We start from the raw sequence: 12,244 nt of genomic DNA, 5'->3' as shown, positions 1-12,244 counted from the left end.
CCAGATGTGGAAGCCCGGTAACGGGTGAAGCTGACTGGTACTAATAGGCCGAGGGCTTGTCCTCAGTTGCTCGCGTCCACTGTGTTAGTTCTGAAGCAACGAACAGTTGCTGGTTTCTAGAGCTAGAACACAACTACAGAGTGTGCTTGTTCGCTCGAAACCGATAGGGTTTCGGTGGTCATAGCGTTAGGGAAACGCCCGGTTACATTCCGAACCCGGAAGCTAAGCCTTTCAGCGCCGATGGTACTGCAGGGGGGACCCTGTGGGAGAGTAGGACGCCGCCGAACAATCATTGTGGGAAAGCCCCGCACCAGCCCTTCAGGGTTCGGTGCGGGGCTTTTCTGCGTTCCGGATGCGCGTACGGACTCCTGTAGGGTCAAGGGGCATCGTTCAACTTTTCTACCGTCACAGTGGAGGCCCCCGGGTGGAGGTCCAGGAGACTCGGGTTCAGACTGACCGAATTTTCACCATTCCGAACATCCTGAGCATGGCTCGCCTGGCCGGCGTGCCCGTGTTCCTGTGGCTGATCCTCGCGGAGTACGACGGGTGGGCCCTGGCCGTACTCATGCTCAGCGGGATCAGTGACTACCTCGACGGGAAGCTCGCGCGGCGCTGGAATCAGATCAGCAACCTCGGCCGGCTGCTGGATCCCGCCGCCGACCGGCTGTACATCCTGTCGACGCTCTTCGGTCTGACCTATCGCGAGATTCTTCCCCTGTGGCTGACCGCGGCGCTGCTCGCGCGCGATCTGATGCTGCTGGTCAACGTGTGGATCCTGCGCCGTCACGGCTATCCGCCGCCGCAGGTCAACTTCCTCGGGAAGGCCGCCACCTTCAACCTGATGTACGCGTTCCCCTTGTTGCTGCTCAGTGACGGCACGGGTTGGTTGGCCTGGATGGGGGCTGTTTTCGGATGGGCGTTCGCGGGATGGGGTACAACGCTCTATTGGTGGGCAGGAATCCTGTACGTGGTTCAAGTCCGCCGTCTCGTGAAGGCGGACGCCACCGCCGATTGAGCCCGCCCGACCGGATGGCACGGAGGAGTCGGGAAGTCACCGTCCGAGACGGGTGAGGTCGGCACGACCGTCATCTCTCAAGGAGGACTCTTCCGACATGAAGGCCGTCGTGATGGCCGGTGGTGAAGGCACACGTCTTCGCCCCATGACCTCGAGCATGCCCAAGCCGCTCCTGCCGGTGGCGAACAGGCCGATCATGGAGCACGTGCTCAGGCTCCTCAAGCGGCATGGGCTGAGCGAGACCGTGGTCACGGTGCAGTTCCTGGCGTCGCTCGTGAAGAACTACTTCGGGGACGGGGAAGAGCTCGGCATGGAGCTCACCTATGCCAACGAGGAGAAGCCACTCGGCACCGCCGGCAGCGTCAAGAACGCCGAGGAGGCCTTGAAGGATGACGCGTTCCTCGTCATTTCCGGCGATGCGCTGACCGACTTCGACCTCACCGATCTGATCCGCTTCCACAAGGAGAAGGGCGCACTCGTCACGGTGTGCCTGACCCGGGTGCCGAATCCGCTGGAATTCGGCATCACGATCGTGGACGAGGAGGGCAAGGTCGAGCGGTTCCTGGAGAAGCCGACCTGGGGCCAGGTGTTCTCGGACACCGTGAACACCGGCATCTACGTGATGGAGCCGGAGGTCTTCAACTACGTCGACCCGGACGTCTCGGTCGACTGGTCCGGTGACGTGTTCCCGCAGCTGATGAAGGAAGGCCGGCCGATCTTCGGCTACGTGGCCGAGGGCTACTGGGAGGACGTCGGCACGCACGAGAGCTACGTCAAGGCGCAGGCCGACGTGCTCGAGGGCAAGGTCCAGGTCGAGATGGACGGCTTCGAGATCTCGCCCGGCGTGTGGGTGGCCGAAGGGGCCGAGGTGAGCCCCGAGGCAGTGCTGCGCGGGCCGCTGTACATCGGGGACTACGCGAAGATCGAAGCCGGCGTCGAGATCCGTGAGCACACCGTCGTCGGGTCGAACGTCGTCGTCAAGAGCGGGGCCTTCCTGCACAAGGCCGTCGTCCACGACAACGTGTACCTCGGGCCCCACAGCAACCTCCGCGGCTGCGTGATCGGCAAGAACACCGACATCATGCGCTCCGCGAGGATCGAGGACGGGGCCGTCATCGGCGACGAGTGCCTCGTCGGCGAGGAATCGATCGTCCAGGGGAACGTGCGCGTCTACCCCTTCAAGACGATCGAGGCCGGTGCCTTCGTCAACACGTCGGTGATCTGGGAGTCCCGCGGCCAGGCGCACCTGTTCGGCGCGCGGGGAGTCTCCGGGATCCTGAACGTGGAGATCACCCCCGAGGTGGTGGTCCGGCTCGCCGGTGCCTACGCGACCACCCTCAAGAAGGGTGCGATCGTCACCACGGCCCGTGACCACTCCCGAGGCGCCAGGGCCCTGAAGCGCGCGGTGATCTCGGCGCTCCAGGCCAGTGCCATCGAGGTGAGGGACCTGGAGAACGTCCCGCTGCCGGTCGCCCGGCAGCAGACCGCCCGCGGCAGCGCCGGCGGGATCATGCTGCGGACCTCGCCCGGTGTCCCGGACTCCGTGGACATCATGTTCCTGGACGAGCGGGGAGCGGACCTCTCGCAGGCCCAGCAGCGCAAGCTCGACCGGGTGTACGCACGCCAGGAGTACCGCCGTGCCTTCCCGGGGGAGATCGGCGACCTGCACTTCCCGTCGAGCGTCTTCGACTCGTACACGGGATCGCTGCTGAGGCAGGTGAACACGGCCGGGATCGGCGACGCCGGCCTCAAGGTGGTCGTGGACGCCTCGAACGGCAGCGCCGGCCTCGTTCTGCCCAGCTTGCTCGGGCGGCTCGGAGTGGACGCCCTCACGATCAATCCGGGGCTCGACGAGTCCAGGCCGACGGAGACCGCGGAGTCCCGGCGGGCCGGGCTGGTGCGGCTCGGGGAGATCGTGGCCTCGGCCCGGGCGGCCTTCGGGGTGCGGTTCGACCCCGTCGGAGAGCGGATCTCGCTGGTGGACGAGCGCGGGCGGATCATCGAGGACGACCGGGCCCTGCTGGTGCTGCTCGACCTGGTGGCCGCGGAGAAGCGCAGCGGCAAGGTCGCGCTGCCGGTGACCACGACACGGGTCGCCGAGCAGGTGGCGGCGTACCACGGCACCCAGGTGGAGTGGACGACGACCTCGCCCGACGACCTGACCCGGGTGGGCCGGGCGGAGAACACGATCTTCGGCGGCGACGGCCGCGGAGGGTTCATCGTTCCGGAGTTCAGCAGTGTCTTCGACGGCTCGGCCGCCTTCGTCCAGCTGCTCGGACTGGTGGCGCGTACGCAGCTCACGCTGAGCCAGATCGACGCCCGGATCCCGCGCGCCCACGTCCTCAAGCGGGACGTGCCGACTCCGTGGGCGGTGAAGGGACTCGTCATGCGGCGGGTCGTGGAGGCGGCCGGAGACCGGCAGGTGGACACCACCGACGGGGTGCGGGTGGTCGAGGCCGACGGGCGGTGGGTGCTGGTGCTGCCCGACCCGGCGGAGGCGGTCACGCACCTGTGGGCGGAAGGTCCCGACGACGCCTCGGCTCAGGCGCTGCTCGACGAGTGGGCCGCAGTGGTGGACGGGGCCGGGCACTGAGCGCCGGGCGCTGATCCGCTGCGGACCGTAGTCCCGGGGTCCGGGCGAGGGGAAGCCCTGGCCCGGACCCCCGGACGGGTGCATTCGGTGTGTACGGCGCCGACATGCGACGATGTGCGGCATGTCGCAGCCGCCCCACAATCGGAGTTCGGCGTTCCCGGTGCCCCCGCGCCCGGACGCTTCCATGTCGCTGCTGACGCACGTGATGGACCACAGCCTCGACGAGGGCTATGCGGAAGCGTCGGCCCGCCGTGAGGCGGAGGGCACCGCAGGGCTGCCCCGCACCCTCAAGGCGAAGCTCGGACTCGCCGCGGGGCTCGTGCTCGCGGCCCTGGTCGTCACGCTCGGCGCCGCCGAGGCGCAGGTGGCCGCCCCGGTGCTGGCCAAGGAGCGTCAGGAGCTGATCGACCGGGTGGAGCGCGCGGACAACCGCGCGGACGGCCTGGAGCGGGACATCGAGCGGCTCCGGACCGATGTCGCGGACCGCCAGCGCGCGGCGCTCAAGCAGCCAGGCGGGGGACAGGGCGACCTCGTGGCGCTGCTCTCCGGTGCCACGGAGGTCCGGGGCCCCGGGATCAAGCTGGTCGTCGACGACGCCAAGGGTGCTTCCGACGGGGGCGGCGGCGGACCGCGCGAGAGCGCCGGGTTCTCGGACACCGGCCGGGTGCGGGACCGCGACATGCAGAAGATCGTCAACGGGCTGTGGCAGTCCGGGGCGGAGGCCGTGTCCATCAACGGGCAGCGGCTGACGGCGCTGTCGGCGATCAGAGCCGCGGGTGACGCGATACTGGTCGACAACAGGCCGCTGGTGCCGCCGTACGAAGTGCTGGCGGTGGGGGACAAGAAGCGGCTCGGCACGGCCTTCCAGGATTCGGCGGACGGCCAGTACCTGCACGTGCTGCAGGAGAGCTACGGGATCCGCTACACCCTGTCCGCGGCGGACGAGGTGCGGCTGCCGGCCGCGCCGAGCGTGACCGTACGTACAGCTACAGCAGCAGAGCAGCAGAAGGGTGCATCGTGATCGCGGTACTGGGCCTCTTGGTCGGAGTGGTGGCCGGACTTCTGGTCCGGCCCGAAGTGCCGGCCGTGGTGGAGCCTTATCTGCCGATCGCCGTGGTGGCGGCGCTGGACGCGGTGTTCGGCGGTCTGCGCGCGATGCTGGACGGCATCTTCGTGGACAAGGTCTTCGTGGTGTCGTTCCTGTCGAACGTGGTCGTGGCCGCGCTGATCGTCTTCCTCGGCGACAAGCTCGGCGTGGGGTCGCAGCTTTCCACGGGCGTGGTCGTGGTCCTCGGCATCCGCATCTTCTCCAACGCCGCGGCCATCCGCCGGCACGTGTTCCGGGCGTGAGGCCGATGAGTACGGACGACACTCCCGAGCAGCCCGGGGCATCAGAGCAGCCCGGGGCATCCGAGAAGTCGGAGGCAGCAGAGCAGCCGCCGAAGCCCGTGGTGGAGCCGGTGGAGCCGGCGGAGCAGACGGGCCGACAGCGGCTCGCGGCCGGACTGTGGCCGCCGCGGGTGAGCCGCGCCCAACTGATCGTCGCCCTGCTGCTGTTCGTCCTGGGCCTCGGGCTGGCCATCCAGGTGCGGTCGAACAGCGAGTCCAGCGCGCTGCGCGGGGCCCGTCAGGAGGACCTCGTACGGATCCTGGACGAGCTCGACGGGCGGACCAAGCGCCTGGAGGACGAGAAGCAGCGGCTGGAGGAGCAGCGCAAGGAGCTGGAGAGCAGCTCCAACCAGGCCGAGGAGGCGCGCAAGCAGACCGTGGAGAAGGAGCGCCAACTCGGCATCCTGGCCGGTACGGTGGCAGCTCAGGGGCCGGGCATCACGTTGAAGATCACCGATCCCACGGGCAAGGTACGGTCGGACCAGCTGCTGGACGCGCTCCAGGAGCTGCGGGCGGCCGGGGCCGAGGCGATCCAGATCAACGGCGTGCGCATCGTGGCAGGCTCGTACTTCTCCGACGAGAACGGTGGGGTCGCGATCGACGGTAAGAAGATCACACAGCCTTACGAGTTCAGGGTGATCGGCAAGGCCCAGGATCTGGAGCCCGCGCTCAACATCCCGGGCGGGGTCGTCCAGACGCTGGAGAAGGAGCAGGCCACCGTCGCCGTCACACGGTCGGCGAAGATCGTCGTGGATGCCTTGCGGGCTGCGAAGCAGCCTGACTACGCTCGGTCGTCATCGTGATGATGCTGAGTGGAGAGTGGACCGGCTCACGCGGGCTGATGCCTGCGGGGGGTCGGCGCACCGAAGTTGCGGTGTGTGGTGGAAACTGTCTGGTGGTTACGGACGTTGTGAGGATGTCCGGGTCGGCAGGTGTCTGCATTCGGAGTTCGTCCTGCCCCACGGGCGGGTCTGTTTCGGTCAAGGGGAATCGCCCGTGAAGTTGTTTGAGAAGTTGTTCGGCAAGAAGAACCGCGAGGAGAGCGGCGCGGCACGTCACCGCGCCGGGCAGGGCGAGGTGGAAGGGCAGGGCGACCGGCCGCTCTTCCGCGACGAGGTGGCAGGGCCGGGCGACAATTCGGGCGCTTCCGGCGCGTCGACTGTTGACCCTGCTGGTACCGGACGCATAGGTTTCGGTGAACCATCAACCTCAACTACGGGTGGAGGGTTCGCTCCCGACCCGTACGCCACCAATGCCTCCGCGGGGCAGCCGCGGCGCGAGGAGCCGTCCATGTCGGCCGAGCAGATTTGCAGCAGGTGCGGACACCGCAGCGATGCGGCCAGCCGGTTCTGCTCCAACTGCGGGGCGCCGCTGCGGGCGGGTCTGACGCCGGAGCGTGCCTCGGAGACCACGTCCACCATCTCGATCTCGGGCCTCGAGGCCTACGAGGCCGAGGTGTCGGGACAGACGCACGTGTCGTCCTCGCTGTCCCCCGAGGCCCAGGCCGCGGTGGAGGCGCTGCCGCCCGGTTCCGCCCTGCTCATCGTGCGGCGCGGCCCCAACTCCGGTAGCCGCTTCCTGCTGGACGGCGAGCTGACCACGGCGGGCCGGCACCCGCAGAGCGACATCTTCCTGGACGACGTCACCGTCTCCCGGCGCCATGTCGACTTCCGCCGGGGCCAGGACGGCGGGTTCACCGTCTCCGACGTCGGCAGCCTCAACGGCACGTACGTGAACCGCGAACCGATCGACTCCGTCGCCCTGCACAACGGCGACGAGGTGCAGATCGGCAAGTACCGGCTGGTCTTCTACGCGAGCCTGCGGGGCGTCTGACCCTATCTGGGAAGGTCTCATGCTGCGTACCCCGACCGGCGGTGCCTCCGACAACGGCACCGCAGGCGCCGCCGGGCGGCTGGTGAGCATCGGCACGGTGCTCACCACGCTGCGTGACGAGTTCCCCGAAGTCACGATCTCCAAGATCCGTTTCCTGGAGGCGGAAGGGCTCGTCGAGCCCCGCCGCACGCCGTCCGGATACCGCAAGTTCAGCACCGACGACGTGGAGCGCCTCGCGCGCATCCTGCGGTTGCAGCGCGATCACTACCTCCCGCTGAAGGTCATCCGCGAGCAGCTCGACGCGCTCGCCCGCGGCGAACAGATCCGCATCCCGGCGCCCACCGCGCACGGCGACTCCGACGGCACGGCCGATCCCGGCAGCCCCGTGGCCCTCTACGGCGAGGTGGGCCGGGAGCGGCCCACGGTGGCCCGGGTGGGTCGCGCGGAGCTGCTCGCGGCCGCCGAGGTGGACGAGGTGCAGCTGGTCGAATGGGAGTCGTACGGCCTGCTCGCGGAGGCACCGGGCGGCGGATTCGACGCCGAGGCCGTCACGGTGGCCCGGCTCGTGGCCGATCTGGGGCGCTTCGGACTGGAGCCGCGGCACCTGCGGGCCATGAAGGCCGCCGCGGACCGCGAGGCGGGCCTGGTGGAGCAGGTCGTGGCACCGCTGCGCCGCCACCGCAACCCGCAGACCAGGGCGCACGCGGAGGCCACGATGAAGGAACTCGCGGGGCTGTCCGTACGGCTCCACGAGGCCCTCGTACAGACGGCCCTCGGGGTCCGGCTGAGGTGAGCCGACCGGTCGGAGTGGGGCCCCGACTACCCAAACCTGCCGAGCAGGTCCTAGGGTTGCTGTGTGAACGAGCTCGACGTTGTGGGTGTCCGGGTGGAAATGCCCTCCAACCAACCGATCGTGCTCCTGCGTGAAGTGGGAGGCGACCGGTACCTCCCCATCTGGATCGGACCAGGGGAGGCGACCGCGATCGCCTTCGCGCAGCAGGGGATGGCCCCTGCCCGGCCGCTGACGCACGACCTGTTCAAGGACGTGCTGGAGGCGATCGGCGAGGAGCTCACCGAAGTCCGGATCACGGATCTGCGGGAGGGCGTCTTCTACGCGGAGCTCGTCTTCGCCAGCGGGGTCGAGGTGAGCGCGAGGCCCTCCGACGCCATAGCGCTGGCCCTGCGGACGGGGACGCCGATCTACGGCAGTGACGGCGTCCTCGACGACGCCGGAATCGCCATTCCGGACGAGCAGGAGGACGAGGTGGAGAAGTTCCGCGAGTTCCTCGACCAGATCTCGCCCGAGGACTTCGGCACCGGCCCGCAGTGAGCCCCGGTGGACCGTCCAACGGGGCGGACCGCCGGGTATTTCGGCCCATTCGAGTAGCCTTTCCCCGCAAGGGGATACGGGAAACCACTCTCAGGGTGATTATCACTCGGCGTGCCGAGTGTGGCGATCGTTGACGCACCCCTGGTGACTGCCTACCTTCAAGGTGGCAGGTCAAGGACGGAGGGTCGGCGTGAGGATCACGGGCGACGGTACGACCGGGGGCACCCCCGCGCGGAGTGACGGGGGACCGTACCCGATGCACGGAAGTGCGGTCGGTTCCGCGCGCCGTCAGCCGGAGTCGACGCCGGTCGGACCGGTGGGTGGCGACCAGGCGCCCGCGCAGATCGGATACCGGGGGCCGACGGCGTGCGCCGCGGCCGGGATCACCTATCGGCAGCTCGACTACTGGGCGCGGACCGGGCTGGTGGAGCCCAGCGTGCGGCCCGCGTACGGGTCGGGCACCCAGCGGCTCTACAGCTTCCGGGACGTGGTGGTCCTCAAGATCGTGAAGCGCTTCCTGGACACCGGGGTGGCGCTTCAGAACATCCGCACGGCCGTCCAGCACCTGCGCGACCGCGGGTTCCACGACCTGGAGCGGATGACCCTGATGAGCGACGGCGCCACCGTCTACGAGTGCACCTCCCCGGACCAGGTCGTGAGCCTGCTCCAGGGCGGGCAGGGCGTCTTCGGCATCGCCGTGGGCGTGGTGTGGCGCGACGTCGAGAGCGCCCTGTCGCAGCTGCACGGGGAGCGCGTCGACACCGGCGAGACGCTGGTCGGGCACAACCCGGCGGACGAACTCGCGGCACGCCGCAACCGCGCCGTCTGAGCGCCGGCGCGGCCCGCCCCGGAAATGCCGCGTGGAAATGTCAGAGGCGTAGGGCAGCATCGGGGCTGTGAGAGCCGCGCCGACCATCCTCCATCTCGACATGGACGCCTTCTACGCCTCGGTGGAGCAGGCGTCGAAGCCGAGCCTGCGGGGCAAGGCCGTCATCGTCGGCGGCCTCGGTCCGCGCGGGGTCGTCGCGACCGCCTCGTACGAGGCCAGGCGGTTCGGGGTGCACTCCGCGATGCCGACGGCTCAGGCGAGGCGGCTCTGCCCGAACGGCGCCTACCTCATCCCGCGTTTCAGCCTCTACCGCGAGGTCAGCGACCAGGTCATGGCGCTGCTGCGGGCGCTGTCGCCGCTGGTGGAGCCGCTCAGCCTCGACGAGGCCTTCGTGGACCTGGAGGCGGGCGGGGTCGCGTTCGACTCGGCGAGCGCCCGGGCTACGGGGGAGCGGCTGCGGGCGGACATCCGGGCCGTGACGGGGCTGAGCGGGTCGGTGGGGCTGGCCGGGTCGAAGATGCTGGCCAAGGTGGCCTCCGAGGAGGCCAAGCCGAACGGACTGCTGCTGATCGAGCCGGGGACGGAGCGGGAGCTCCTCGCGCCCATGACCGTGCGGACCCTGCCCGGCGTGGGGCCGGCCACCGGCGAGCACCTGCGGCGGGCCGGGATCACCACCGTGGGGGAGATCGCGGAGGCCGGGGAGGACGAGCTGGTCCGGATGGTCGGGCGCGCGCACGGCGTGGGCCTGTACCGGATGGCGCTGGGGCTGGACGACCGGCCGGTGGTCGCCGAGCGGGACGCGAAGTCGGTCTCGGTCGAGGACACCTTCGACGTCGACCTGCACGACCGGGTCCGGATCCGGGGCGAGGTGCAGCGGCTGGCGGACCGGTGCGTGCGGAGGCTGCGGGATTCGGGGCACTCGGGGCGCACGATCGTGCTGAAGGTGCGGCGGTACGACTTCTCGACGCTGACCCGCTCCGAGACGCTGCGGGGGCCCACGGACGACCCCGGCGTGGTCCGGGAGGCCGCGGCGCGGCTCCTGGAGGGCGTGGACACCACGGGCGGCGTGCGGCTGCTGGGGGTGGGCGTGACGGGGCTGGCGGACTACACGCAGGAGGACCTCTTCGCGCAGGCCGCGATGCAGGCGGCGGAGGCCGTGCAGGGTGCGGAGGGTGCGGAGGGTGCGGAGGGCGGGGCGGAGGATTCGGAGGGGGCCTCCGAGGCTCCCGGGGAGGCTGCGTCCGCCGGGGCCGAGGCGGTCATGGACCCGTGGTCCGTGACGCCGGGGGCGGACGAGCCCGCCACGGAGCCGGAGCCGGCTGCGGAGCGGCGGTGGATGGCCGGGGTCGACGTACTCCATTCGGTGTACGGGCCGGGGTGGGTGCAGGGCAGCGGGGTCGGGCGGGTGACCGTGCGGTTCGAGCAGCCCGGATCGCAGCCGGGCCGGGTCCGCACCTTCCGGGTGGACGACCCCGAGCTGGAGCCGTCGGACCCGCTGCCGCTGGTGGGGGCCGCGGGGTCGGAGCCGAGGGCGGATGCGGGTGCCGGTTCCGGCGCCGGGGGCGGCTGACGGCCCGCCCACACCCCGGGCCGCGCGCGTCCCGGGCCCGTGCCTGCGCCGGGCGGTGTCTGTGCCCGGCGGGTGCGTGTGCTGGGCCGTGCCGGTGTCCGGCGGTGTGTGTGCTGGGCGGTGCCGGTGTCCGGCGGTGTGTGTGCTGGGCGGTGCCGGTGTCCGGCGGTGTGTGTGCTGGGCCGTGCCGGTGTCCGGCCGTGCCCGTGCCGGGCCGTGGCTGCCGCTGCGCCGGTCGGTGCCTGCGCCCGGCGGCGGCTGTGCCGGGCCGTGCCCGTGCCGGACGGTGGTTGCGCCAGGCCGTGCCCGCGTCCGGCCGTGGCTGTGCCCAGCCGTACGTGTCTGGCCGTGCGTGTGCCCGGCCGCGGCTGCGTGCGGCCTGCGCCTCACGTGGCCGAAGCCCGGGCCGGTAGCAGGCCTCTGCGTCCCTGAGCCCCATACGGCCCTTCAGCCCCATAGGACGCTTCAGCCTCGTGCGGCCCGTGCAGGCCCGGTGGTGGCTGAGTGGGGCCATAGCGGCCCGTGGTCCGCGGCCGGCGTCCCACGCGCGCTGCGCCCGGTGTCCGTGGCCTACGTCCCACGCGCTTGCGCCCGGTGCCGGGTGCCCGGTGCCAACGGCCCTGGCCCACGTGCTGCGCCCCAGGCCCACGGCCGCACGGCTGCACCCCGCGGCCCCGCGCCCTGCGGCCCGTAGGACCGTGTGGCCTGGTGGGCATGGTCTGCGGCCAGCCGGCCACGCCGTGGCGCGCCTGCTCTCGTGCAGGGCTTGTACCCGGGCCCATGCCGGTGAACGGCCTGTCCGGTCTGGTCAGGCCGGGGCCGTGGTGTGCCCGGCCGCGGCCGGGCCCGGGGCGCGTCGGTGCGTCCACCGGTCCGTGCCGGGCCGACTCCCGAGGCCGAGCGGGCCGGGCTGTGCCAGGCCGGGACCCGGGCCGTGCCGGGGTTCGGAGCGTGCCGGGCCGTGGCAGCCGGAGCCCGGGCCGTTCCGGGGCCCGGGGCGGCGGGTCCGGGGCGGCGGGCCCCGGGGTGGGTCAGTCCTCGTCGCCTGCCAGGTGGCCGAAGTCGCGCTGGAAGTCCGTGGGGAGCGTCACGTCCAGGCCGTAGTGGTGGTAGAGCTGGAGCTCCTGTTCGGGGGAGAGGTGGCGGCCGACGCCGAAGTCGGGGGCGTCCTTGATCAGGGAGCGGTCGAACGGCACCCGCAGGGCGTCGCCCACCAGCTCGCTCGGCTCCAGCGGGACGAACGCGTCCCGGCTGAACAGGCCCGTACGGACGGCGGCCCATTCCGGGACGCCCGTGGCATCGTCGAGGTAGACCTCGTCCACGGTGCCGATCTTGGTGCCATTGCGGTCGAACGCCTTGCGGCCGATCAGGCTGCGCGGATCGATGTCGGTCTGCACGGTCCCTCCAAATGGTCGCAACTCCTCCGTAATGACTACAGAAGTGCATATCCCAAGAAGAGGCCACTCGGGGAGGGCCCGGATCCTCGCTGGTAGGCTGGGTGATGGCTGTCGACCCTGTGCGGGAGAGTCCTCCGAGTGAGAACGACGGAGGCGCCGAAGGAGCAAATCCTCCCCGGAATCTCTCAGGCATACGTACCGCACGGACGAGGCCACTCTGGAAAGCAGGGGCGGGTACCGGGCGCGCAGTGCCGGTTCCCCTCCTCACCGACGGTGAAAGCCGGTGGC

Annotated in this window: 11 protein-coding genes, 1 rRNA gene and 1 riboswitch; of the genes, 11 read left to right on the top strand and 1 reads right to left on the bottom strand. The window is 70.6% G+C overall.

Annotation, left to right across the window (positions count from 1 at the left end):
• Nucleotides 1-170: 170 nt before the first annotated feature.
• The 11 genes from rrf to ACIGFK_RS24915 all read left to right on the top strand — a co-directional run bounded on the left by rrf (nucleotide 171) and on the right by ACIGFK_RS24915 (nucleotide 10,559).
• A 5S ribosomal RNA gene (rrf, locus tag ACIGFK_RS24965) occupies nucleotides 171-287 on the top strand.
• A 137-nt stretch (nucleotides 288-424) separates the two neighbouring features.
• Complete coding sequence (locus tag ACIGFK_RS24960) at nucleotides 425-1,015, top strand: CDP-alcohol phosphatidyltransferase family protein (protein WP_386466865.1); 591 nt, start codon at nucleotides 425-427, stop codon at nucleotides 1,013-1,015.
• 97 nt (nucleotides 1,016-1,112) lie between these two features.
• Entirely contained in the window at nucleotides 1,113-3,608 is a 2,496-nt protein-coding gene (locus tag ACIGFK_RS24955; protein ID WP_376660901.1) for a sugar phosphate nucleotidyltransferase, read from the top strand.
• A 112-nt stretch (nucleotides 3,609-3,720) separates the two neighbouring features.
• Nucleotides 3,721-4,629, top strand: coding sequence for a DUF881 domain-containing protein (locus tag ACIGFK_RS24950; protein WP_376660902.1), 909 nt, complete (start codon nucleotides 3,721-3,723; stop codon nucleotides 4,627-4,629).
• Complete coding sequence (locus ACIGFK_RS24945; protein ID WP_373040019.1) at nucleotides 4,626-4,958, top strand: small basic family protein; 333 nt, start codon at nucleotides 4,626-4,628, stop codon at nucleotides 4,956-4,958. Before ACIGFK_RS24950 ends, ACIGFK_RS24945 begins: the two co-directional genes overlap by 4 nt.
• Nucleotides 4,959-4,963: 5 nt before the next feature.
• Entirely contained in the window at nucleotides 4,964-5,800 is an 837-nt protein-coding gene (locus ACIGFK_RS24940; protein WP_386466868.1) for a DUF881 domain-containing protein, read from the top strand.
• A 73-nt stretch (nucleotides 5,801-5,873) separates the two neighbouring features.
• Complete coding sequence (locus tag ACIGFK_RS24935; RefSeq protein ID WP_376660904.1) at nucleotides 5,874-6,830, top strand: FHA domain-containing protein; 957 nt, start codon at nucleotides 5,874-5,876, stop codon at nucleotides 6,828-6,830.
• A gap of 19 nt (nucleotides 6,831-6,849) precedes the next feature.
• Entirely contained in the window at nucleotides 6,850-7,623 is a 774-nt protein-coding gene (locus tag ACIGFK_RS24930) for a MerR family transcriptional regulator (protein WP_376660905.1), read from the top strand.
• 63 nt (nucleotides 7,624-7,686) lie between these two features.
• Nucleotides 7,687-8,160 carry a bifunctional nuclease family protein gene (locus ACIGFK_RS24925; protein WP_030009777.1) on the top strand — a complete coding sequence of 158 codons (474 nt, stop codon included), beginning with the start codon at nucleotides 7,687-7,689 and terminating at the stop codon, nucleotides 8,158-8,160.
• Nucleotides 8,161-8,350: 190 nt separating this feature from the next.
• Nucleotides 8,351-8,989: a MerR family transcriptional regulator gene (locus ACIGFK_RS24920; RefSeq protein ID WP_376660906.1), complete on the top strand. Its 639-nt coding sequence runs from the start codon at nucleotides 8,351-8,353 to the stop codon at nucleotides 8,987-8,989.
• A 67-nt stretch (nucleotides 8,990-9,056) separates the two neighbouring features.
• Nucleotides 9,057-10,559 carry a DNA polymerase IV gene (locus ACIGFK_RS24915; RefSeq protein WP_400053636.1) on the top strand — a complete coding sequence of 501 codons (1,503 nt, stop codon included), beginning with the start codon at nucleotides 9,057-9,059 and terminating at the stop codon, nucleotides 10,557-10,559.
• A gap of 1,031 nt (nucleotides 10,560-11,590) precedes the next feature.
• On the opposite strand, the gene ACIGFK_RS24910 is transcribed toward ACIGFK_RS24915, so the two are convergent.
• Nucleotides 11,591-11,956 (bottom strand): PRC-barrel domain-containing protein, encoded by a 366-nt coding sequence (locus ACIGFK_RS24910; RefSeq protein ID WP_376660908.1) that lies wholly within the window; start codon nucleotides 11,954-11,956, stop codon nucleotides 11,591-11,593.
• Nucleotides 11,957-12,068: 112 nt separating this feature from the next.
• A riboswitch (glycine riboswitch) is annotated at nucleotides 12,069-12,167 on the top strand.
• Nucleotides 12,168-12,244: the final 77 nt, after the last annotated feature.

The organism is Streptomyces sp. NPDC085524, assembly GCF_044541755.1.
Lineage (GTDB): Bacteria > Actinomycetota > Actinomycetes > Streptomycetales > Streptomycetaceae > Streptomyces.
The sequence above is the reverse complement of the archived record's forward strand: the minus strand, read 5'-3'. Positions and strand labels throughout refer to the sequence as shown.

Excerpts from the sequence above, each read along its gene's own strand:
- ACIGFK_RS24955 (WP_376660901.1), top strand. The coding sequence starts at position 1,113 with ATGAAGGCCGTCGTGATGGCCGGTGGTGAAGGCACACGTCTTCGCCCC.
- ACIGFK_RS24950 (WP_376660902.1), top strand. The coding sequence starts at position 3,721 with ATGTGCGGCATGTCGCAGCCGCCCCACAATCGGAGTTCGGCGTTCCCG.
- ACIGFK_RS24940 (WP_386466868.1), top strand. The coding sequence starts at position 4,964 with ATGAGTACGGACGACACTCCCGAGCAGCCCGGGGCATCAGAGCAGCCC.
- ACIGFK_RS24930 (WP_376660905.1), top strand. The coding sequence starts at position 6,850 with ATGCTGCGTACCCCGACCGGCGGTGCCTCCGACAACGGCACCGCAGGC.